We start from the raw sequence: 22,261 nt of genomic DNA, 5'->3' as shown, positions 1-22,261 counted from the left end.
GTTGCGATGCCCTTAAAGACGGAGCAGGACCATGATCAAGTACGCACTTTTCGCACGTTTTGAAGCCAGGCCCGGTAAGGAGTCGGAGGTCGCCGCATTTCTGGAAACCGGGCTCGCGCTGGCGAACCAGGAAGCCACCACGCCCATCTGGTTTGCCCTGAAGCTTTCGGAGCACATCTTTGGGGTGTTCGATGCGTTTACTGATGAGGCGGGCCGTCAGGCTCACCTCGAAGGGTCGATTGCCCAGGCACTGATGGCGCGGGCCGACGAGTTGTTCGTGGCGCCGCCGAGCATCGAGAAGATCGAAGTGCTGGGCCTGAAGAATCAGCTTGCCTGAAGCAGAAGCGCGGGCTAGTGGCTAGCCCGCGCTTGCACCGCCTCACTCAACTGTGTTCGCGCACAGTATTCAGCGTCTTGCGGCTCGCAAGCCATGCTTCGGTGCGCGAAGCAATGTAATGCGCGTAATCGGCGTTGGTCCGCAAAGCCGGCATCTGATGATACGTGCCGCCGTGTGCATCCGGCACCGGCAAGCGCGACACCAGCTCGGCGTGCACCTGTTGCAGATGCGAGGGCTGCTCTGCCGCGCTGTTGCTGCCGCCCGAGGTCGGCACGGTCACAGAAGCCAGCGGGTCGTCGCTGCGCGGTGTAGTGAGCGTCAACACATTGCCCACGTCGGGAGCGGCGGCATCGCGCGCCGTCAGGGCAGGCAGCCCCCAACGGGTTTCGACCGTCTTCAGGATCGAGGTGTGATCGAGCGGCATCGTGCCCGGTGGAACGCGGAACACCGTACCTGGCTCGATCAGCGGCGAGACCAGCACGGTCGGCACCCGTAAGCCGAAGCGCTTGAAGTCGAAACCGTATTCGCCCGCGGAGTTATCCGGCGGCACGGCGCCCGACGGCGGCGCGACGTGGTCGTAACAGCCGCCATGCTCGTCATAGGTGATGATCAGCAGCGTCTTGTTCCACTGCGCCGCGTTGCTGCGCAGAGCGTAGTACACGTCGTGGATCAATTGCTCGCCCAAGGCCACATCGTAGTTGGGATGCTGGCTGTTGCCGGCGGCGTCCCAACTCGGTTCAAGAAACGTATAAGCCGGCAGTGTGCCGTTTCGCGCGGCGGCCTGGAAATCGGTGAACAGGCCGAAGTGAGCGTCGGACGCGTTGGTCGTGTCCGGGAAGTTGAGCCGTGTGAGTGGCGCCTGGTTATAACCGTAGATGGCCCAGCCTTGATTGTGTTGCGACATCAAGCCGAAGATGCTCGGCGAGGTATAGGTTTTGGTGTTGTCGTCCATGTGCCCCTGACTGGTCGCCGCGCACACGAACGCGCGATTCGGCAAGGTCTCGGTCGGCACCGAGCTGAACCACTGGTCACACACGGCGTAGCCGCGCGCAAGACCCGAGAGCACCGGCAGCATGTCGGGCGTAAACATCCCCATGATGTCCGAGGCAACCGTGTCCGGCAACACGGACCAACTCGGCTTCTTCGATTCCCAGCCGAGCGTATAGGCGTAATCGGTCACGAAACCCTGATTGGTGGCGACCGGCGGTGAGGGCGCGGCCACCGTGCCGAACAACTGCGAGTTGGTCGCGCTATAGCCTTCGCCGGGGTCGGCGCCAGGCTGAAAATAGGCGTTGCTGTCGCTCGCCTGAATGGCGTACACCTTGACCGCTTCGCCGTTCGAAGCAGGATTGGATTCGTTACCGGTCAGCCCGTCGAAAGGCTGGCCCGAAGGCGACTGATTTTGCTGGTCCGCATAAAGAAAACCTAGCATATGATCGAACGAACGGTTCTCCAGCATCAGGACCACGATATGCTGAATCTCGCCAAGCTGGTTAGCCATAGACAACTCCTTGGTTGATGTCGTTTCGATACCCGGCATGCATGGCACGGTAAGCTCGCTGCAAGTCGCTTCATGTCACCTACATGCGTTCCGTGGCTTCGACATCGAGCTTCGCTGCGGGTTCGGCAGATCGTTGCTTTCGTTTTGCCAGGTCAAAATGCCCCACGAATTCATTACCTTTTGATGTCACGCGGCAATATTGTTTGAGTTCGGTTTGGTCGCGGCGGTCGTACGTTGTAGGATTGAAAAGGACCCTAGCCCAGAAGGCGCACCCTATGATGAGCACTCGTCCGGATGCCACCGAATCGACAGACACCCGTCCGCCATCGCCCGCCGCCAGCCCTGGCCGTATCGGATTGATCGACGCTTCAATGACGGTTGCCGAGGCGTTCGTGCTGCTCGCCGAGTCGATTTGTAGAGAGGCGCTAGACAGAGCGCATAAGCTCGATCGTGGGGCCGACCCTGAGGACCTGCATAAGCTGCGGGTGGCGATGCGTCGCCTGCGAACACTCTGGTGGGCCTACGACCCGTTACTCGACAAACACGATGCGAAACTGCAACGCCGCGAGTTCAAGTCGCTGGCGGACGCTGCCGGCAGGACGCGCGACTGGGACGTTCTGCACGAACTCATAGCGCCCGCAGCACCATCGAGTAAGCATTCGTTTGCGTGGCTGATCGAAGCCATCGAGGCGCACCGGACCGAGGCCTTGTCGTTCAGTTTGAGGGCAATCGGCAACGCGGGTGTCGAGCGGATCCTGCAGCAGGCAGTGGCCGCCGCCCGAGCACAACTCGAGGCGCACGGCGCTGGCCAGCCCATTACGGGTTTTGCCGAAGAGCGCGTGCAAGTCGCCGAAAAAGCCTTGAAAAAGCGCGTGAAACGCGCGATTGCAGCGAAGGAGTCAGATTACGGCGCGCTTCACGAGGTCAGAATCGCGGGAAAAAAACTGCGCTACCTGCTGCAGTTCTTCGCGCCGGTTCTGGATGGCGGCCATCAGGCCGTGATCGAGCACCTGACCGTGGTGCAGGATGAACTCGGCACGCTGAATGACCAGGTGACGAGCGAAGCGCTGCTGCGCGAGTATGCGTTTCAGCTAGGCGAGGCGAAGCGGATCAAGGAAGCGATCGCGTACCTGCAAAAGCAGACTGCGGATCATATGCACCGCGTTCACGAGATATTGTGTAAGGAAGGCTAGCGCGTCAGCGTTTGGCGCTCGTCAACGGCAGAAAAAGAAACAAAGCGTTACCTTTCGATTCGCGTACTGCCGCTATGCCAACTCCGAGCGCCGCAGTCCGCCGTCACGCTCCCATTGCCCTTCGGCGCGTTCTCCGTCGGCACGTGCTTGCGCCTGCGAGGAAAACACCTCCTCGCTATAGGCAACCACTTTCTTGCCGGCGCCGCGCAGTCGTTCGGTGGTGAGGGCCCAATGCCAGCCACCCTCCTGTTCAAATACGTGCAGCGTCAAATCAGTTATGCGCGGATGTGTCATGTATGCCTCCGCAGTTAGAGGGCCCGATAGGCACGCAGGCCCCAAGCTCCGCTGACTCAGCATAGGCGTTTAAATGCTGCGCTGCAACATCATTTTTAGATTATTTTTTCATGACACTTTCCGATGTTTTGAGCGGATTTGCCCAAAGTGCATGGACTCATTTCGGATACCGAATTGAAACGAGTCCATGGCGATCCGATAGTCGGTCATGCGATCTGCGCGAGCGGCGCGGTTGCAATGGCCCGGTTCATTGTGCGCTCTCCAGAGCGGGGTAGTCGATGTAGCCTAGCGGGCCGGCCGAGTAGAACGTGTCACGGTCGGGTGTGTTGAGCGGCGCGTCCTTCAGGAAGCGTTGCGGCAAATCCGGGTTGGCGAGATACAGGCTGCCGAATACGGCCGCATCGGCGCTGCCCTCGGCGACCAGCGTTTGCGCGCTGTCCTTGTCGAGGCCGCCGCCGTGCAGCAAGGGGCCGTTGAACAGGGGCCGCAGGAGCGCGCGGTAGTCGAATGGGCTGTTGGTTTTCGCGACGTACAGGTAGGCCAGTTTGAGCTCCCCGATGCGCTGCACGAGGTACTGATAGGTTTCCTGCGGCGCTGCGTCGCTCACGCTGTTAAAGCCCATCTCCGGTGCGATCTTGATGCCGACGCGATCGCTGCCGGCCTCTTCGGCCATGGCGCTCAGCACTTCCAGCACGAAGCGCGCACGGTTGGCGAGCGAGCCGCCGTAGCGGTCGGTGCGTTGGTTGGTTCCGGAGGACAGGAACTGCTCCGGCAGGTAGCCCGAGGCGGCGTGCAACTCGACGCCGTCGAAACCCGCTTCGAGAGCATGACGCGTGGCAAGCCGGTACTCCTCGACGATGCCCGGAATTTCCTCGGTTTCCAAAGCGCGCGGCACCACGAAGTCTTGCGGTCCCGTGGCGGTGAAGACCTTGCCTTGGGCGGCTATAGCCGAGGGCGCAACCGGCGTTGCGTGGTCCGGCAGCAGGCTCGGATGCGAGATGCGCCCCGTGTGCATCAGTTGCAGGAAGATCAGGCCGCCTTTGGCATGGACCGCGGCGGTGATGCGCTTCCAGGCCTCGATCTGCGCGGCGGAATGGATGCCGGGGGTGCGCACGTAGCCTTTGCCCATCGGCGACGGGAAGGTGCCTTCGGTCACGATCAGGCCGGCCCTGGCGCGCTGGGCGTAATACTGCTCGGCGAGCGGCGAGGGCACGCCGGTCGCATCGTCGGCGCGTGAACGGGTCATCGGCGCCATGACAAGGCGGTTGCGCAAGGTGTGGCGGCCGATACGGGTGCTTTGGTAGAGCGGGTTCATGTCGATTCCTTGGCGAGTGAGGGTGTATCGACAGAATGGACTGATCCATCAGAGAGATAAAGACCTATAATTGAATACAGTGATCCATCAGTGGAGCAATCGGCATGGAACTGTTGAGCTATATGCGCCTGTTCGTCGAAGTGGCGCGCACCCGTAGCTTTCGCCGCGCGGCGGAGGCGCTGGATATGCCGAATTCGACGCTCTCGCGGCATATTGCGGAACTGGAGAAGACTATCGGCTTGCGGCTGCTGCACCGCTCGACCCGTAAGGTGGAACTGACTGAAGCTGGTGAGGTGTATTTCAAGCGCTGCCAGAGCATCGTCGAGGAAGCGCGGATTGCACATGAATCGCTGCTGGATGTGGCGGAGCGGCCCACCGGCACGCTACGGGTCTCGATGCCCGTCGATCTCGCCACCGGGCGCCTCGCGCCGATCCTCGCCGACTTTGCGCGGACGTATCCGTTGATCGCTTTTGAATTCGACCTGACGCCGCGCCGTATCGACTTGCAGACCGAGCCGTTCGATCTCGCCATCCGCATGGGGCCGCCGCCCACGGCGCCGTCGATGCTGGTGGCACGGCCCATCGCGCTGGTGCCGAGGTACCTGTATGCGGCGCCTGGCTATGTGGAGCAGGCGCCGCCGCTGCGTCATCCCGACGATCTCAGTCAGCATGTGTTGTGCGTCGCCCAGGGGGCCACGCGGCAGGGGGAAACATGGCGAACGCTGCATCGCGGCGACGAGACGGTCGAGGTGATGACGCCCACCCGGTTCGCGATGAACAGCGTTGGCCTCAGCCGTTCGCTGGCGACTCAAGGGATGGGCATCGCCGCGTTGGACGAGCTACTCGCACGCGACGAGGTCGCCTTCGGCCGGCTGGTGCGCGTGCTTCCTGAGTGGAGCCTCGCGCCCGTGCAGGTGCATGCGATTACGGAAACGCGCTTGCTGCCGGCGCGGACGCGGTTGTTTATCGAGTTCTTGAAGGCGCGGATGTCGAGCGACGCATAAGCTGTCTCGACTGCGCCATTACTGCGCCGGACGCGTTGGCCACGTTGCACCCGCATCCAACGGATAAGCCGGCCGCTTTATCCGCTCGAAGTTGAACAGCCCATAATCCGAACTCGTCACCCCGCGGCTGTCGCATTCCACCAGCGCCGCGGCAATCGGCACGAATACCGGCCGGCAATACATCCGCGATTTGAGCAGCAGGAAGCGCGCGCGCCGTGGATCGATACCGACGCTTTCGAACACACCCAGGTCCCACGGTTCATGCGTGCGCTCGGTGACGACCAGCGTTGCCGGGCCGATATCGAGTACAGCGGCGCGTCCCATGAAGGCGCGCTGACCGGTATAGGTAGGACCGCTGATGATGTATTCGCCATCCGTGAGTGCGCGCACCACACCCGTCACTGTCATCGGCGATTGCGGCTGCACAGCCTTGCCGGCGAGCTTGTTGCCTACGGGTAGCGTCACAGTGGCGCCTACGCCTGCGTCATTCAATGCCGCGACAGCTTCGGGATCGCAAAGCGGCCCGCTCACCACACCGTCGAGGCCCTGCTTGAGAACTTCGGCGAGCAGATCCATGGTGTCGCACGTGCCGCCCGACATGCAGTTGTCGCCGTGATCCAGCAATAGCACCGGTTTGTCGGCGCCGTCGGCAAGCCTCGCTGCCTGCGCGACCGAGTCTGCCAGTGCCGCGCTGCGATAAAAGAAATCATTGCGCTCGTCCCAGATCTGCTGCGCGATGCGTTGCGCGACCTGTTCCGCAGCGGCGCGATCGCCGTCGCCCACGACCACGACGCTGATGCAAGGCGCCGCGATATCCGCCAGCGAAAAGCCCGACAGCACCGATACCGCCAGCATCCCGCCGGCCTCGGCTGCACGCGCGGCGTCGACCGCACGTTTCATCGCCCCTTCGGCGGTCGCGCTGCGCAGCGTGTGTGTGAGCAGGGGCGGCTGCCGCCACGCGATCACCGGCCGCGCCCGCCGATGGATCAGATCGAACAGCAAACGGGCGGCGTGCGCGCCGGTCTCATACATATCCACGTGCGGATAGGTCTTGAAGCTGACGATGACGTCGGCGTTGTCGATCATCTTCTGGGTGACGTTGCCATGCAGATCGAGCGCCACCGCGATGGGCGCTTGCGGCAGGGCAGCCCGCACGCGCGCGAGCAGATCGCCTTCGCCGTCGGCCGAGTTTTCCGCGACCATGGCGCCGTGCAGATCGAGGAGCACCGCATCGCAACCGGGCGCGGCCGCGACGATCGCGTTGCAGATCGCGTCGTAGGCGGCCGCCGCGACTGGTCCACTCGGGTTGGCGGAAGCCGAAACCGGCGTCACGATTTGCGCATCCTCGCGCTCGGCTGCATCGATAAACGCGGCCATCGCAGTCTGCATGCCTTTGTTCTCGCGCCATGCCGCTTCGCCGTAGCTCGGACCGTTGCGCCCGAACGCTTCGAGCGGTGTTGCGACAGGCGAGAACGTGTTGGTCTCGTGGTTCATCCTTGCGATGAGGACTCTCATCAGCGCTTCCTCGCGATAAACGGCGCGGCCTTCAGACGACACCCACGCCCAGATAGCGGTCCTTGATCGATTCGTCGGCGATAAACGCGGCGTTATCGCCTTCGTACACGATCACTCCTTGCTCGATAATGTAGTGCCGGTCCGCGAGTTGCGAACATACCTCGAGGTTCTGCTCAACCAACAGGATTGCGACACCCGCTTGCTTGATCAGCTTCAACTGCGCAACGATCTCTTCCACGATCACGGGCGCGAGCCCCTCCACCGGTTCATCGAGCATCAGCAGACGCGGATGGTTCATCAACGCGCGGCCAATCGCGAGCATCTGCTGCTCGCCCCCGGACAGTTGCGCGCCGCCATTCGTGCGCCGTTCCTTCAGGCGCGGGAAGATGCGGTAGATGTCGTCGAGTTGCCATGGCGAATCCTTGCGGGCGCCGAGCCGCAAATTTTCTTCGACCGACAGCAACCGGAAAATACCGCGATGCTCGGGCACGAAGCACACCCCGCGCGAGGCGATCCGATGCGGCGCGAGCTTGTGGATCGGCTCGCCCTTAAAGGTCACCGTGCCGAGCTGCGGCGTCACCACCCCGGCGATGCTCTTGAGCGTGGTCGACTTGCCTGCGCCGTTGCGGCCCAGCAGCGTAATGGTCTCGCCTTCGTCTATGCGTAGCGTCACCCCTTGCAGGATGTGGCTCTTGCCGTAAAAGCCATGAATCTGCTGGACGTCGAGGATCATGCGCGGCCTCCCGTGATCATGTTGCCGAGATAAGCACTCCTCACCCGTTCGTCGCCGCGAATCTCGTCGGGGCGGCCTTCCACCAGCACGCGGCCCTGCTGCATAACGGTGATGGTGTCGGAGATATCCATCACGATGCCCATGTTGTGCTCGATCAGCACCACCGTATAGTCGTCGCGCAGGCCGCGAATCAACTGTTTCATGTCGTCGAGATCGTCGATGCCCATGCCCGAGGTCGGCTCGTCGAGGAAGATCGCCTTGGGGCGCGCGGCGAGCGCCATGCCGACTTCGAGACGCCGCTGCTGGCCGTGCGACAGCGCGCCCGCAACGGTGCCGGCAAAGCGCTGTAGCGCCAGCCGCTCCAGCACACTGTCCACCACATCGGCGTGCGCGAGCGGGCCGAGCGGCGGCGTCCAGGCATTGAGCGCGCGCCGGGCATCCACACCTTGCGCGGCAAGCCGCAGGTTCTCGCGCACGCTGAGATTGGCAAACAGACTCGTCACCTGGAACGAGCGTGCGACGCCACGGCGCACGCGCTTGTGATCGGGCTCATGCGTCACGTCGTGACCGTCGAACACGATCTTGCCCGCGGTGATCGGCAAGGTGCCGGTGAGGACATGAAACAGCGTCGTCTTGCCGGCGCCGTTCGGTCCGATCACCGAATGCACGGTGCGCGGCAAAATACGCAGATCGACCTCGGAGAGCGCGGTGAACTTGCCATAGCGCTTTACGATACCGCTTGCCTGCAGGATGGCTTCGCTCATGCGTGCTCCTCGCTGGAATCCGCCTGAGTCTCGCGGCGTACCGCTTGCCAGATGCGCTCGCCGAGACCCCACAGACCGCGCTGCATGAAGAGGCTCACCGCGATCAGCACCAGTCCGAGCAGCAGCAGCCAGCGCGGCCACAAGGTCGAGAGCCAGTCGGCGAACAGCACATAGAAGGCCGCACCGAGCACCGAGGCAAACAGATTGCCGGTGCCGCCGATCACCGTCATCACAAGAATCATCTCACTCGTGTGGTAATCGATATTCGACAAAGGCGCGATGCCCGTCATCAGCGCGTGCAGTGCGCCGGCAAGCCCGGTCACCGCACCCGAGATCACGAATGCCATTAGCTTGAAACGCTTGACGTCGTAACCGACTGCGGCGGCGCGTGCTTCGTTGTCGCGAATCGCCAGCAGCGTGCGGCCGAAGACCGAGTGCGACACGCGCATCAACAGCCAGAACGCGAGCAGAAACAGCGCCGCGACGAAGCCATAGAATTGCCAAGGCGACGCAAGCGGCACCAGCGACTTGCCGAACAACGAGAGGGCGGGGCGCGGGATGCCGAGCAGGCCGTCGTCGCCGCCGGTGAGATTGGTCGTCGTGTAGGCGAGAAAGTAGAACATCTGCCCGAAGGCGAGCGTGAGCATCACGAAGTAGGTGCCGCGCTGGCGGATCGAGAACCATCCCACGAGGGCGGCCGCTGCGGCGCCAACGACGATCGCCGCCAGCAATGCCAACGATACCGGCGCGCCGTCGAGCCGGGTGAGCATGATGCCGGCGCTATAGCTGCCAAGCCCGAAGAAAATCCCCTGGCCAAACGAAAGCAGGCCGGTAAAGCCTAGCAAAAGGTTGCAGCCGAGCGCGGCGAGCGCGTACACCAGCACCTCCGTGGCGAGCGAGCCGGAGCGCAAGGTGAGCGGCAACACGCAGACCACGAGCAGCGCCAGCAGCATGAAGCGATAACGATGCAGCGCTTGTCTGAGCGTGCGCTTTGACGGGGCCTGAGCCGACGCGTCATCCGTCGCGAGCGTCTTCGATGTGTCGATCATGCGGCTCTCCCGAGCAGTCCGTTCGGGCGCAACAGCAGCACGGCGGCCATTGCCACGTAAATCATGAGGCGCGCACCTTCGGGCCACAGTGTGCTCATCACGCTTTGCACGATGCCGACCAGCAGTCCGCCGACCAGCGCACCCAGAAAGTTACCGAGACCACCGACGACCACCACCACGAAGGCGACGCTGAGCGCCTCGATGCCCATGAACGGATCGACCCCGCGGATCGGCGCCGCGAGCACACCGGCCAGCGCTGCGGTAGCGGCGCCCAGTGCAAACACCAGGCTGAACACGCGCAGCACGTTGATACCGAGCAAGGAGACCATCTCGGTCGATTCGCTGCCGGCCCGCACCGCGCTGCCAAGGCGCGTGCCTTCCAGCACCCACCACAACAAGGCGGCCAGCACGGCGGTGAAACCGATCACGAACAGCCGGTACTTTGGATACACGAAGCTGCCCCAGATCACGACGCCGTTCAGCGAATCAGGCACCGGCACGTTGCTGCCGAGCGGCCCCCAGATCAGGATCGCGCATTCCTGCAGTACCAGCGCGAGGCCCACCGTCACGAGAATGTGGAACTCGTGCTGCTGCTCATAGACATGCCGCAGGATCAGTTTCTCCACCACCCACGCGAGTGCGCCAACCACAATCGGCACGATAACGAGCGCGGTCCAGAAATTCATCGACCACTGCAGCGCCTGATAACAGAAGTACGCGCCGAGCAGATAGAACGCCCCGTGCGCAAAGTTGACGAAGCGCAGCAGGCCGAAGACGATCGACAAGCCCACCGCGAGCAGGAAATACAACATTCCCACTCCGATGCCGTTGACGATTTGCAGGAGATAGACGTTCATGGCGTTCGTCGCTGAAGGTTCCGGCGCGGGCGGTGCGCTGGGCTGCGCTGGGCTGGGCTGCGCTGCGCTGACGTGCAGCCTGTCAGGCCAGCTTGCAGCCGGTTTTGTCGACTGGCAGGAACGACTGGCCGGAGCTGACGATGTCGGCGAAGTCGTCGGCGTTCTTCATCTTGGCCTTCGCCTTACCCTTGAGCAAATAGTAATTCTTGATGACCTGATGGTCGCCTTTGCGCACTTCTTCCGGCCCCGTCAGGCCCGCGTATTTCATGCCTTCGAGCGCGGCGACCACTTTCTTCGGATCGGCCGAGCCCGCCTTGACGATGCCGTCGAGCAGGATCTTCGTGCAGATGTAGGAGCCCGCCAGACTGTAGTTGGGGTTCTCCTTGAACGCCGCATTTGCGCGTGCAACCAGATCGTGATTGAGCGGCGAGTCGATGCCGTGCCAGTACTGCGCGCCGAAGTACACCCCTTCGCAAAGATCGGCGCCGAGTGCCTGGAATTGTTCGAGACCGGAGGCCCACGCAATCAGGATCGTGCAGTTGTTCTTCATGCCGAAGCTGACGGCCTGACGCAGCGTATCCGAGGACTGCGAGCCGAAGTTGAGGATCAGCAGCACGTCGGGCTTGGCGGCTACGGCGTTGGTCAAATAGCCGCTGAACTCCTTCTCGTTGAGCGAGTGATAGCTGTTGCCCACGTGCTCGATGCCTTTCTCCTGGAACACCGCCTTGGCCGCCGACAGCAAACCGTCGCCGAATACGTATTGCGGCGTAATGGTGTACCAGCGCTTGGCTTTGGGCAGCATCTGGATCAGAGGGCGCACGGTCTGGTCGATCGCGCCGAAGGTCGGCACCGACCAGCGGAACGTGGCGCTGTTGCAGTCCTTGCCGGTGATTTCATCGGCCCCCGCAGTGGTGATGAAGACGCCGCCATCCTTCTCGACCTCGTTGCCCATCGCCAACGCTTCGGACGACAAAATACCGCCCGCGAAATAGCGCACGTTCTTCTGTTGCGCCACTTCCTGGACACGGCGCACCGCGGTGGCCGGCTTTCCTTCCGTGTCGAGCACGGTGTAGGAAAGCGGTTCACCGAGCACTTTGCCGTACTGCTCGATGGCGAGCTTCATGCCGAGATCGGCGTATTTGCCGTTGGCGGCGAAGGCGCCCGACATCGGCACGGGGCAAGCGAACTGGAGCGGCGCGCCTTGGGCAAACGCGCTGCGCGCGACCAGCGAGCCGAGCGTTCCCGGGACGGCCGACAGAGCGGCCAGCTTCAACATATTTCGGCGATTCAAAATGACGCTCCTTGTGAGAAAGAGACACGCTTGCAACCGACTGCGAAACCTGGCTGGCCGCCGCACGGTCTTTTTTGACCACGCCGACAGGGATCTATTTATCATGATAAATAGAATGATCCCGATGCTAGGTACAATAAATTCGGGTGTCAATAAGGCAAAATTCCCGCGCCGTAGCGAGCCGGCTACCCGCCGGTGGCCGCTGCGGGTTGACCGTGAGCGTTCTTATGAGGAGCAAGAAAGATGGTCATGGATCGAGCCAAGGGCGGCGTCGCGATTGAAATCAAGCAGCAGAAGCGTCCCGATCTGGTCGCCGAAGAGATCAAGCGGCTCATCACCGAGAAAGACCTGAAGCCGGGCGACCGTCTGCCGCGCGAGGTCGAATTGCAGGCGCTGTTTTCAGTGAGCAAGAGCACGATTCGTGAAGCGCTTAAGTCGCTGGAGGTGCAGGGCCTCATCAAGGTGACGACCGGGCCGAACGGCGGCGGCATGGTGGTCGAGGTGCCGCTCGCCCGCACGCTACAGTTGATGCAGAACTATCTGTTCTTCAAAGATGTGTCGATCGACGACATCTATACCGTGCGCCAGTTGCTCGAACCGGAACTGGCGGCAGGCGCGGTGCCGCATCTGACCGAGCAGGATTTTGCCGCGCTCGAGGCAAGCATTGCGTGTTGCGATAAACCGGCTTCGGCACACGGTAGCGGCGATATCGTCAAGCAACGTCAGGAGGACGTCAATTTCCACGACATCCTCGCGGCCGCGAATCCGAATCCGTTCCTGCGCTTTAGCTGTGAGTTGATCAACGAGATGATCCGTCAGTTGATCGAGTTTCGTAACGATACGCCGCAGTCCGAACATGAGCGCTTCGGCGAGGCCAACGTGAAGATCCACAAGGCGATCACCAAAGCGGCGCGTGCGCGGGATGTCGAGAAGGTGCGCGAGTTGATGGTGATTCATATGACCGAGGCTCCGCGTTACGTGAAGCGGATGAAGGGCAAGTTGCGCGGACGGTTGATTCTGGATTCGGAAATTCGCAAAAGGCTGCGTACGCGCAGCGCGGCGCCTGTGGAGGATGGCGACGCTTCGGAGGAGTGACGGCACGGGTGCGTAACGGCGTGGTTGTCGGCCCACGCGGCATGAATTGTGCTGGTACAGAGGAAGCGAAAGGCTGCGCTTAGCCCGCAGTCACCTGAACGATCTTCCCGAAGGAACCACGCCAATGAAACCCATTCATCGCCCTATGCTGCGTATGGCCTTCGCGACAGCGCTAGTGGCTGCCTTGTTGCCGGCCATCGCGACGGCCGACGACGCCCCGTCGCCCTGCGCAGCCCTCAAACGAATCGTGGCCGCGGCGCCGGGCGGCTTTACCGGCCTGAGCCAGGCGGACGTGAACGGTGTCGCACAGCCGTACGGCGACGACGCGCAATGCAGCGCCAGCCATGACAGCTATCAGTGCCTGTGGACGCCGCATCACGATGCGGGATCGAGCGCCGATGCGTTGCAGTCGGTCGCGGCGGATATCGCCTCATGTTTGCCCGATGCAACCCACGACCAGAACTCGCCGGCGCGCCAGCATTTCTACCTTGGTGCGCGTGACCAGCGCACGCAGATCACCGCAACCACGGCCGGTCCAACCAAGCTAAAGCTGGTGGTTAGCGGCAAGTAAGCGGTTAGAATTCAGTCGGCATCCTGATCAATGTACTGTGCTGGGGCGTGTAACTGCGCCTGCGCCGCGCGCCGCAACGCTTGCGGCGGTTGGCCGAACGCGCGGATAAAAGCCTGCCGCATCCGCTCCGGATCGCCAAAACCGACCTCGCGCGCAATGCATTCGAGTTGCGTCTTGCTGTCTTCAACGGCCGGGCGCGCCACCTCGGCGCGCAAGCGCTCGACTGCTTTCGCCGGGGTCTGTCCGGTTTCCGCCAGAAAGGCGCGCGCAAATTGCCGCGGACTGAGCCGTGCGACCTCCGCGAGCCGCTCGACCGGCAGCGATTCCCGCAGATGCTCGCGGGCAAAGCGCAAGACGTCGCGGATGCGGTCGGACGCGGGTTCGAGCTCGAGCAGCGCAGAGAACTGCGTCTGCCCGCCGGGGCGGCGATGATAGACCACCATGTCGCGCGCTATGGTGCGCGAGACTTCGAGGCCCAGGTCTTCGTCGATCATTGCAAGCGCCAGATCGATGCCGGCGCTCACGCCGGCTGAACTCCACACCGGGCCGTCCGCGATAAAAATCTTGTCTGGATCGACCCGTAAAGCCGGATAGGCCGCCTGCAAACGCGCCGTGTGCCGCCAGTGCGTCGTCACACGGCGCCGCTCCAGCAAACCTGCGGCCGCCAGCAGGAAGGCGCCAGTGCACACGCTTGCGGTGCGCCGTGCCTGCGCCGCCAGGCTGCGCACCAGCGCCAATCCTTCCTCTGAGGCCGCATAGGCATGCACGCCCAGACCACCTGGAACCAGCAGCGTGTCCGGCGCTTCCTTGCCCGGCCGTTCGGTCGCGACGCTCACGCCGCTCGAACTCACAACCGCGCCGCCCTGGGCCGAGACAAGCTTGATGCGATAGGCGTCAGGAACGATCGATCCGGCGTAATCGAACGCGGTGACTGGGCCGCTCATATCGAGCAACTGGAACTTTGGAAAGAGCGGAATAGCGATGACGCGCGTCATGTCAGTAATCATGGGATCAATGTCATTTCAGACGCGAGTCTGAGCCGCTAGACTGGGTTTCGTCAATCCCACGGAGAACTGCTCGATGACTCAGCCATTCACAGTTGTGTTTCCCATTTACCCAGGCGTCACTCACCTGGACTTCACCGGCCCGCAGCAGGTGCTGGCGCGCACGCCGGGCATAAGCGTCACGGTGGCATCGGTCGGCGGCAGGCCCGTACGCGCGGACGGGCTGACATTTGCGGACCTTGCGCCCCTCGAAGCGATCGAGCGTTGTGACGTGGTGTGTGTCCCCGGCGGAGGTGGCGTGACCGACGCGATGCTCGACGACCTCTTCATGCATCACGTCCGGCGTCTGGCGCTCGAGGCGCGCTACATCACGTCGGTATGTACCGGCTCGCTGATACTCGGCGCGGCGGGTTTGCTCGAGGGCAAGCGCGCGACGTGCCATTGGGCATGGCGCGACATGCTGCCGTTGTTCGGCGCCATTGCCGATGATGGACGGGTCGTTCGGGACGGCAACGTGATCACGGGCGGCGGGGTGACGGCGGGGATCGATTTCGCGCTGACGCTCGTTGCCGAGTTGACCGACGATTTCACCGCGCAGTCGGTGCAGCTTGGCCTCGAGTACGCACCGCAGCCGCCTTTCGATGCGGGACGTCCCGAGACGGCTCCGGCCGAAGTGCTCGAACGGGTATTGGCGCGCAACGCGCAGACGCTGCCATTGCGTCGTCCGGTGACTGAGAAGGTGGCCGCCGAGTATCGGCGCGTGGGACCGCGCTAATCACTGGCCTTAAAGACTTGAAGAGGGACCGCCTGGACCTTCGGAGGGCCGGCTTAGCCGCACACCAAAAATCGCATCCCTGAAGCAGCGCGCCAGAACCCCATTGCATCAATGGCTTGGCGCGCTTGCCCTAATGTTATCCACAGCCTTGCGAACAATTTCTGTTGATAACCGTCGCGGGTCGGGCACAAGGCGTCTGACGCAAGTCCAACAAGTCCAGCCCGATCAAGCACTTGAGCTAGCAGTCCGCAGGATATCCACAAGCTTATGGACAATTTCTGTGGAGAACTTTAGCCGCAGACGATTCGCTTATTCCGGCAGCACCGCCACCGACGCTTCGCTCGTCAGCAACAGGAAGGTCAGCGTCTCCTGCAAGTACAGCCGCACCACCTGATCCGTATGGCTCAGATAGCCGATCGACAAGTCCTGGCCGATATGCAGGTCGAAGTCGCCACCACGGGTGGACAGCACACTGCCGCCGTCGATAGCCGGCGCCCAGATAATCTCGCCGTTCACCAGCCGCTTGAGATGTTCGAGCACCGGGTAACCCTGATCGCTCGCCTCGCTAACGGCGGTGTAGGCATCCGCACCCAGCAGGACCGAGTACGGGCCGTCTACGCCGGCAAGACGCAACTGCTCGAGCGCCTTCGCGATTACGGCCGGATAATCGCTGACATTCGCCGGCAAGGGCAGCGTGGGGTTCGACGAACCTTCGCGGATGCCGACGATGCCGGCCGCCTTGTAGCCATCGAAAATCGCCCGGTCTTCCGCGTAGGCCAGTTGTTGCGCGGCATCTTTGGCGGGCTGCCAGTCGGAGTCGAGCGCGCCGCGCTCCACGTCGTCGATGGCGTCGCGTTGCAATTCGAACGGCACGCGCAGTTCCACCAGCGCTTTCACTTCGCGCTGGCGGGCGCTGACGCCGTCCTGCGGCGCGGCGATGGCTGATTGATGGCCGGTACCAACTGCGCTCAGACTGGCGCCGCCGGGACCCTTCAGATCGACCACGCGGCGTCCGGCCACGGAGCGCTTGAAGGTGCGCGCGACTTCCTCCTCGATTTCCGACCAGGCGGCCGCAGAGATGGGGGCGAGCTCGCGATGCAGATTATTCATACTTAGGTGCTCCTTTGAGAGAGCCGATTTTCAGCGAACCATCGCTGACGGGCTCGGCAGACGGTAGGGATTCGGCGGCGCCGGATGCGTTCGCTGCCACGGCGGGGCTGCGCTCGGCCAGCGCTTCGAGCAGCGTCTCAGACGGCACAAAGAATAGGCCGCCGGTGACCGCGCGGCTGAAATCGAGCAGCCGGTCGTAGTTGCCGGGCGGGCGGCCGACAAACATGTTTTCGAGCATCTGTTCGATCGGTGCCGGTGAGCGCGCATAGCCGATAAAGAACGTGCCGAACTCGGCGGAACCTGGCCGGCCGAACGGCATGTTGTCGCGCAGAATCTTGATCTCCTGGCCGTTCTCTTCGAGTGTCGTGAGCGAGCTGTGCGAGCAGGTGGGCTTAACGGCCTCGTCGAGTTCGATATCGGCGAGTTTGGTGCGGCCGATCACACGCTCCTGCGCTTCGACCGTGAGCGCATTCCAGGCGGTCATGTTGTGCAGGTACTTTTGCACGAGCACATAGCTGCCGCCGGCAAACTCCGGGTCCTCTTCGCCGACCACGGTAAACGTGAGGGCCTCGTTACCGGTCGGGTTCTCGGTGCCGTCGACGAAGCCGATAATGCTGCGCTGATCGAAAAAGCGAAAGCCGTGGACTTCATCGACGGTGGTCACGGCCGTGCCGATCCGGTTCATCAGTTGCGTGGCCAGTTCGAAGCACAGATCCATGTGGTCGGCGCGAATGTGCAGCAGGATGTCGCCGGGCGTCGCCACCGCGACGCGCTCGCCCGAGCCGAATTCGCGGAACGGGTGGAGGCCGGCGGGGCGCGGCGCGCCGAACAGGGTGTCCCAGGCATCCGAGCTGAACGCACAGACGCAAGAGAGGCCGCCGGCCGGCACGCGCTTGCCGACCGCTCGCACCAGTGCGGCGATATCGGCGCACCATGCGCGGACGGTTTCATGACTTGCCGGGTCCGGGTTGACGGTGGCGACGAGGAAGATCGCACTGCGCCTCACTTGGGTGGAGACGTCTTGAGGTTCGGGGGTGACAGCAGCGGGGATCGGGATGTCGGACATCGCTTCGGCCTTTTAGGGCAGGGAAGTGGGAGGGCCACGGGACGCTGGACCACAGGATATAACACCCAAAGGGGCGGAGAATGACAAGCGTAGCAGGGAGTGGGTTTTGCTGCGTCGAATCCGTATGCGCCACAGATGTACGGGGAATTTGCCGGGGGCACTCGCACGGGTTTGGCGAAACGGATTGAATGCTCCGTTTGAATCGGCGCGGACTGAGGGCTTTGCTGCCGGTTCCCCAGTCCGATTCTAACGGTGGCGTGTTGCGTTATACATATTGCCCAACGGCCGTTGGGGCGATATGAAGTATCGGCATCGGGAGGTCTTAAGCGTTCCTTGTGCGCAGAGCCCAGTTCAAGCGTTTGTGCATGCAGGCGTTAGGATGGGCGAGACGCTCGGCAAGCTGGGCCACAGCGCCATCCAGTTGCGCGAGAGTCTGGGCATGGCCGGGATCGCCTGGCATCATGCCCGGCGCGTATCGAGCGTCTTTGGTTGGCTGTCCGACCTGTTCGCCCGCAGCCGATACGGGAGCGCTCGTCTGATAGCGGGCAATCATGGCATCGAGCCGCGCGAGAATCGACGTGGCATGCACCACGCTCGCAGCCTGCGAGGCCGGATCGCTAGCGTCCCCGACAGCAAGCGCAGTTTCATTGGGGCGGCTCAGCACGCGCGCCCAGTGCAGGCAACTGAGCAACGAGCCGGTCGCGAGCTCGACACCCGGATTCCATACAAAGACCCGCTGGGTTTGCAACGGCCGCAAGGCGACGCGCAGGTCGTGCCAGCTACGATCGAGCGCACGCATCGCCGCGCTTGCTGCCGCGGTGTCTGCTGGCGCATCGGTTGCGGTTGCGAGCCGCACCACCTGCCTGAGCGCTGCGAGCACGGCTGCGAGCCGCGCTTCGACGTGGCGTGTGGCTGCCAGCGGCATCATCAGGATCGCGACGGCAAACGAGACGATGCAGCCCACCAGTACCTCCTCGATACGCAGTTCGACTAGCGGCCCCATCGCAAAGCCGAGTTGTCCATAAACGAGGCCGACCAGCACGGTGATAAAGAACACGCCGGGCGCGTAGGCATTCAGGATGTAGTACGCCCAGCCAAATACGCACAGCACCATCGCCGCGGCCATCAACATTGGCGCGTCGTGCAGCGACAATGCCAGCAGCACGCTCGCAAGCGCCCCCGCGAACGTGCCAGCAAGCCGTTGCGCGCCGCGGTAGACGGTGTCGGCGCGTGAGCGCGTGCCGAGAAACACGACGAAGGTCGTAATCACCGCCCAGAACCAGCGTTCCGGTGACAGCGAATGGCCGATCACCATGGCCAGCAACGCCGCAGTGGTGGCGCGTGCCGCCGGCAGCCACGCCAACCTGGCGCGGATCTCGCCGAACCATGTAGCGGCGCTTCTCGTGCCGCGCACTACCGGCGGCGCCGGCGTGGCGCGTTGTCGCCGGGCGGCCTCCTTGAGCCGGTCGATGGCGTGGCGCAGCGGGTCATGCCCGGCCGTGAGCGAAGCGGTGTCAAAGCTGTTGTGGCCGGCCGCCACTTCCAGTTCGACAAGCCGTTCGCGAAGCATGGCCGCATCGGGCGGATTGAGCAGCGCAAGCTGTTCTTCGAGCGCCAGCGCGGCCTCGTTCAGCTCGGAGACGCGTGCGGCAGTGAGCATGCCTGGTGTCTGTGCAGTGCGCGCGGCAGCCAGCACCCGCTCGGCGCGCAGCGTGACGGTATGCACGGCCAGTCGCAAGGTCCGCGCTGCCTGCATGGGGACGAGCACGCGCCCGACCAGCGCCACCATCGCGGGGCCGGCAACCGATAAGGCGATCGATTGCCCGACCTCGAGCGCCGTTGGGTGCAGATACAGCCCGAGATAAAAGGTGACGACGCCGATCATCGCGCAGCCGAGCGCGCGTGGGCCGCACGCCTGGCAGAGCATGCCGCTAAACATGACGAGCAGGAAGCCGGCGTCGCCCGCCAGCGGGTAGCGGCTCAGTGCCGCGGCAACGGCGAAATTCGCGCAACCACACAGATAGAGGTAGAGCAGGGTGGTGAACCACGCGCCACGGCGCGCATCGCGCACGAACAGCGGGGCAATCATGCTGAACAGGACGCCCAGGGCGGCCAGGGTGATCGGCAGATGGTGACCGGTCGTCCACGCTACGCAGGCGATGCCGCTTAACAGGCAGGCAAGCGCGGCGCGCAGCGCGGTCTGGAGGCGTACGAGTCCCGGGTCTGCAACCAGCAGGCGGCCGGCGACGCGTGAAAACGCGACAACAATCATGATCGATGATATCCAGGCTAAGAGGTCGAGTCCGGCTTGTGGCCGACTGCGACAGAGCGGGGGTGAGACCCGCTTGCTTCAAGCCGACGAAATGGGCGGTTAACCGGGATCACCGGCTAACCGTCCTTTCGACGACAAACGACGGCCCGCGCATGACCGCATCGGCCGCAGGGAAAAGACTCTGCGGAGCGGCGGCATGTTCGGGTTTTCCCGGATCATATCTGCTCAAAATTGGCTGTGTCTAGCAAAGCGAGACAAATTTCTGGCGCCGGATGAAGGCATTTTGAAAGGCGGCACTGGCGGCGCGAACCGGCGGGCGCGGTTTCGGACTGAGCTGGCGGCCTCGAAAACGATGTCGATGCGCTGGCGTGCAGAGGATGCCGCAGCCTGCCGAACGAGATCGCCAAAACAAAATCCACTCGTTATAAAACGGCAGTTAATACGCCATCCTTAGTAAATTTATATGATCGATCATTAAGCGAAGGCGGATTATTTTGTGACCTTGATTTTGTGCATTGCGAAAGCGTGAAGCACGCTCACTGCATGGAAAATCAAGACCTCGCAGAAAGGGTGGCAAAGCGCGGAAATGACTTCATTCAAGGTCTCATAGCAAAGTCAATCCTGAGGATTGCATCGCTTCCGGTTGGTATTTCACAACGTTTTATTCGCTTCGCGTCTTGTCCGGATAGACGACCCGTTATCGGCATGCAAGCATCCGTCCCGCGTTGTGTGTTGCCGACCCCGCAACTGCCAACCAGGTTTGCCGTTGTCCCGCAATGGCAGTTCGAAAAACGCGTCGTTTAAATATTCAAGAGCCCGGAGATCGTAATGAAAAAGCAAGTCATTGCACTGGCTGTATCCGCAGCATTTGCCGCCCCTGTATTCGCTCAAAGCAGTGTCACGTTGTATGGCGTGATCGACGAAGGTTTCAACTACACGAGCAATGTAGGCGGTAACGCCGCGTACGAGATGGAGAGCGGCTATGCACAGGGCAGCCGTTGGGGGCTCAAGGGTACGGAAGATCTGGGCGGCGGCCTGAAGGCGATCTTCCAGTTGGAAAACGGCTTTGACGTGAACACCGGCAAACTGGGTCAAGGTGGCCGCATGTTCGGCCGTCAGGCGTACGTTGGCCTCGCGGACAACACCTACGGCACGCTCACGTTCGGTCGCCAGTACGACTCCGTGGTGGACTACCTTGCGCAAACCACGGCTAATGGCAACTGGGCCGGCTATCTGTTCGCCCACCCGTACGACAACGACAACACCGACAACTCGTTCCGTCTGGGCAATGCCGTCAAGTACGCAAGCCCGAATATCGGCGGCTTCCAGTTCGGCGGTGCTTATGCGTTCAGTAACGACACCAACTTCGCCAACGACCGTGCTTATAGCTTCGGCGGCCAATACACCAACGGTGGCCTGCTGGTGGCAGCCGCCTATATGCAGGCTGACAATCCTGGCGTGACCACCAGCGGCGCGATCACCACCAACGACGCGAGCTTCATCGCCGAGCGCATGCGCGTCTTCGGCGCCGGTATCAACTACACGTTCGGCCCGGCCACCGTGGGCTTCGCGTACACCAACTCGAACTACAAGAACCCGGCGGCGAACGGCTACATCAGCACGACGGCTCCCCTTGTAACGGGCGCGACGCTCAATACCCTGAAGTTCCAGAACTTCGAAGTGAACGGCAAATACCAGATCACCCCGGCGTTCTACGTTGGCGCGGAGTACGTCTACACGCTCGAAAACTTCGATGCCTCGACGGGCAACGTGAAACCGAAGATTCAGACAGTGGGCCTGATGGCTGACTACAACCTCTCGAAGCGTACCGACGTCTACATCCAGGGCGTGTACCAGTACGTGGGCGGCGACAAGACGAACTCTGTTCTCGACGGTGGTTTTGTGCTCGGTACCGACGCACCGTCTTCGAACTCGAACCAGACCGTCGTTCGTGTCGCCCTGCGTCACCAGTTCTAAGTTTTTTGCTCCGCCACGCGGCATTGCGTGACGCGAAGTGTGTGACGTGATGCCTTTAGTCGGCTCATCGTGCATCGAGAGATACGCGATGGGCTTTTTTTGTTTGGGCGGCCGCGATGAGGTGGCCGTTTGAACGCCGGCATCCCGAACTAGCCGTCGGCGAACGCGGCATATCATGCCGTCGCCCGCCGCAGTAAACGCTTAATTCTGCCCTTCACGGCTGATAGCCGCCATCCCGGGCGTGCCAACGCGCCGCAGAATGGACGCCCAATCAGCTGCGGCCCGCTTGCATGTACCGTGCAATCCCCGCAACGCCCGCCCCGCCGGCCTGAGAGCCGCATGCCGCAACGCGCGCAGCAATTCATGCTGTGAAGCGCCATCAAAACGATTCGTTTCGCTTGCGCGCGATGCCGAATCAGGACATTCCGTTAATTTTGCGGTGCTTAAATTCACTCAACCCGCAACGTTTCGCGACTTGACGGGCAAGCAGCCTCATACAAGCTGTATTCATTCTTCCCTTGGTCCCAGGAGCAGAGTC

The 22,261-nt window shown here is 62.6% G+C and carries 20 protein-coding genes; 7 read left to right on the top strand and 13 right to left on the bottom strand.

The features are described from left to right. Positions 1-31 precede the first annotated feature (31 nt). Positions 32-337: a putative quinol monooxygenase gene (locus tag BLQ92_RS28345; RefSeq protein ID WP_090689530.1), complete on the top strand. Its 306-nt coding sequence runs from the start codon at positions 32-34 to the stop codon at positions 335-337. Between the two features lie 46 nt (positions 338-383). Here the strand turns inward: BLQ92_RS28345 and BLQ92_RS28340 are convergent, their stop codons facing one another. Next, the gene (locus BLQ92_RS28340; RefSeq protein ID WP_090689527.1) at positions 384-1,838 is read right to left on the bottom strand and encodes an alkaline phosphatase family protein; all 1,455 of its coding nucleotides are present in this window, start codon (positions 1,836-1,838) and stop codon (positions 384-386) included. A gap of 83 nt (positions 1,839-1,921) precedes the next feature. Between BLQ92_RS28340 and BLQ92_RS28335 the strand changes: the two genes are divergently transcribed. Continuing rightward, a complete protein-coding gene (locus BLQ92_RS28335; RefSeq protein WP_090689524.1) occupies positions 1,922-3,031 on the top strand; it encodes a CHAD domain-containing protein in 1,110 nt (369 codons plus the stop codon). A gap of 72 nt (positions 3,032-3,103) precedes the next feature. Here BLQ92_RS28335 and BLQ92_RS28330 read toward each other — a convergent pair whose 3' ends face one another. Continuing rightward, positions 3,104-3,325 (bottom strand): hypothetical protein, encoded by a 222-nt coding sequence (locus BLQ92_RS28330; RefSeq protein WP_090689521.1) that lies wholly within the window; start codon positions 3,323-3,325, stop codon positions 3,104-3,106. Positions 3,326-3,572: 247 nt separating this feature from the next. Continuing rightward, positions 3,573-4,640 carry an alkene reductase gene (locus tag BLQ92_RS28325; RefSeq protein ID WP_090689518.1) on the bottom strand — a complete coding sequence of 356 codons (1,068 nt, stop codon included), beginning with the start codon at positions 4,638-4,640 and terminating at the stop codon, positions 3,573-3,575. A gap of 104 nt (positions 4,641-4,744) precedes the next feature. Here BLQ92_RS28325 and BLQ92_RS28320 point away from each other — a divergent pair, with 104 nt between their 5' ends. Beyond that, on the top strand, positions 4,745-5,644 hold the full coding sequence (locus tag BLQ92_RS28320; protein WP_090689515.1) for a LysR family transcriptional regulator: 900 nt from the start codon (positions 4,745-4,747) through the stop codon (positions 5,642-5,644). A gap of 18 nt (positions 5,645-5,662) precedes the next feature. Here BLQ92_RS28320 and BLQ92_RS28315 read toward each other — a convergent pair whose 3' ends face one another. The 6 genes from BLQ92_RS28315 to BLQ92_RS28290 all read right to left on the bottom strand — a co-directional run bounded on the left by BLQ92_RS28315 (position 5,663) and on the right by BLQ92_RS28290 (position 11,853). Beyond that, complete coding sequence (locus BLQ92_RS28315; protein WP_090689512.1) at positions 5,663-7,159, bottom strand: M81 family metallopeptidase; 1,497 nt, start codon at positions 7,157-7,159, stop codon at positions 5,663-5,665. Positions 7,160-7,190: 31 nt separating this feature from the next. Beyond that, positions 7,191-7,892 (bottom strand): ABC transporter ATP-binding protein, encoded by a 702-nt coding sequence (locus BLQ92_RS28310; RefSeq protein ID WP_090689509.1) that lies wholly within the window; start codon positions 7,890-7,892, stop codon positions 7,191-7,193. After that, entirely contained in the window at positions 7,889-8,656 is a 768-nt protein-coding gene (locus BLQ92_RS28305; protein ID WP_090689507.1) for an ABC transporter ATP-binding protein, read from the bottom strand. Before BLQ92_RS28305 ends, BLQ92_RS28310 begins: the two co-directional genes overlap by 4 nt. Further along, positions 8,653-9,705, bottom strand: a complete 1,053-nt coding sequence (locus tag BLQ92_RS28300) for a branched-chain amino acid ABC transporter permease (protein WP_090689504.1) — start codon at positions 9,703-9,705, stop codon at positions 8,653-8,655. The genes BLQ92_RS28305 and BLQ92_RS28300 overlap by 4 nt, the downstream gene beginning before the upstream one ends. After that, entirely contained in the window at positions 9,702-10,562 is an 861-nt protein-coding gene (locus BLQ92_RS28295) for a branched-chain amino acid ABC transporter permease (RefSeq protein WP_090689501.1), read from the bottom strand. The genes BLQ92_RS28300 and BLQ92_RS28295 overlap by 4 nt, the downstream gene beginning before the upstream one ends. Before the next feature lie 82 nt (positions 10,563-10,644). Then, entirely contained in the window at positions 10,645-11,853 is a 1,209-nt protein-coding gene (locus BLQ92_RS28290) for an ABC transporter substrate-binding protein (protein ID WP_090689498.1), read from the bottom strand. Positions 11,854-12,096: 243 nt separating this feature from the next. Between BLQ92_RS28290 and BLQ92_RS28285 the strand changes: the two genes are divergently transcribed. Together BLQ92_RS28285 and BLQ92_RS28280 are read left to right on the top strand one after the other, a co-directional pair. Then, positions 12,097-12,948 carry a FadR/GntR family transcriptional regulator gene (locus tag BLQ92_RS28285; RefSeq protein ID WP_090689495.1) on the top strand — a complete coding sequence of 284 codons (852 nt, stop codon included), beginning with the start codon at positions 12,097-12,099 and terminating at the stop codon, positions 12,946-12,948. 124 nt (positions 12,949-13,072) lie between these two features. Next, positions 13,073-13,519 carry a hypothetical protein gene (locus BLQ92_RS28280; protein WP_090689492.1) on the top strand — a complete coding sequence of 149 codons (447 nt, stop codon included), beginning with the start codon at positions 13,073-13,075 and terminating at the stop codon, positions 13,517-13,519. Between the two features lie 11 nt (positions 13,520-13,530). Here the strand turns inward: BLQ92_RS28280 and BLQ92_RS28275 are convergent, their stop codons facing one another. Next, positions 13,531-14,514, bottom strand: a complete 984-nt coding sequence (locus tag BLQ92_RS28275; protein ID WP_090689490.1) for a GlxA family transcriptional regulator — start codon at positions 14,512-14,514, stop codon at positions 13,531-13,533. A gap of 85 nt (positions 14,515-14,599) precedes the next feature. Between BLQ92_RS28275 and BLQ92_RS28270 the strand changes: the two genes are divergently transcribed. Further along, a complete protein-coding gene (locus tag BLQ92_RS28270) occupies positions 14,600-15,298 on the top strand; it encodes a DJ-1/PfpI family protein (protein ID WP_090689487.1) in 699 nt (232 codons plus the stop codon). Positions 15,299-15,607: 309 nt separating this feature from the next. Here the strand turns inward: BLQ92_RS28270 and BLQ92_RS28265 are convergent, their stop codons facing one another. From BLQ92_RS28265 to BLQ92_RS28255, 3 genes are all read right to left on the bottom strand, one after another. Further along, the gene (locus BLQ92_RS28265; protein ID WP_090689484.1) at positions 15,608-16,408 is read right to left on the bottom strand and encodes a family 1 encapsulin nanocompartment shell protein; all 801 of its coding nucleotides are present in this window, start codon (positions 16,406-16,408) and stop codon (positions 15,608-15,610) included. Then, positions 16,401-17,474, bottom strand: coding sequence for a Dyp-type peroxidase (locus tag BLQ92_RS28260; RefSeq protein WP_175772943.1), 1,074 nt, complete (start codon positions 17,472-17,474; stop codon positions 16,401-16,403). The genes BLQ92_RS28265 and BLQ92_RS28260 overlap by 8 nt, the downstream gene beginning before the upstream one ends. Positions 17,475-17,796: 322 nt before the next feature. Next, positions 17,797-19,746, bottom strand: coding sequence for an FUSC family protein (locus BLQ92_RS28255; RefSeq protein WP_090689481.1), 1,950 nt, complete (start codon positions 19,744-19,746; stop codon positions 17,797-17,799). An 828-nt stretch (positions 19,747-20,574) separates the two neighbouring features. Here BLQ92_RS28255 and BLQ92_RS28250 point away from each other — a divergent pair. Next, complete coding sequence (locus tag BLQ92_RS28250; protein WP_090689478.1) at positions 20,575-21,723, top strand: porin; 1,149 nt, start codon at positions 20,575-20,577, stop codon at positions 21,721-21,723. The last annotated feature ends 538 nt before the right edge of the window (positions 21,724-22,261 follow it).

Origin of the sequence: Paraburkholderia phenazinium (assembly GCF_900100735.1) — a bacterium.
In the GTDB taxonomy this organism is placed as follows: domain Bacteria; phylum Pseudomonadota; class Gammaproteobacteria; order Burkholderiales; family Burkholderiaceae; genus Paraburkholderia; species Paraburkholderia phenazinia.
The sequence above is the reverse complement of the archived record's forward strand: the minus strand, read 5'-3'. Positions and strand labels throughout refer to the sequence as shown.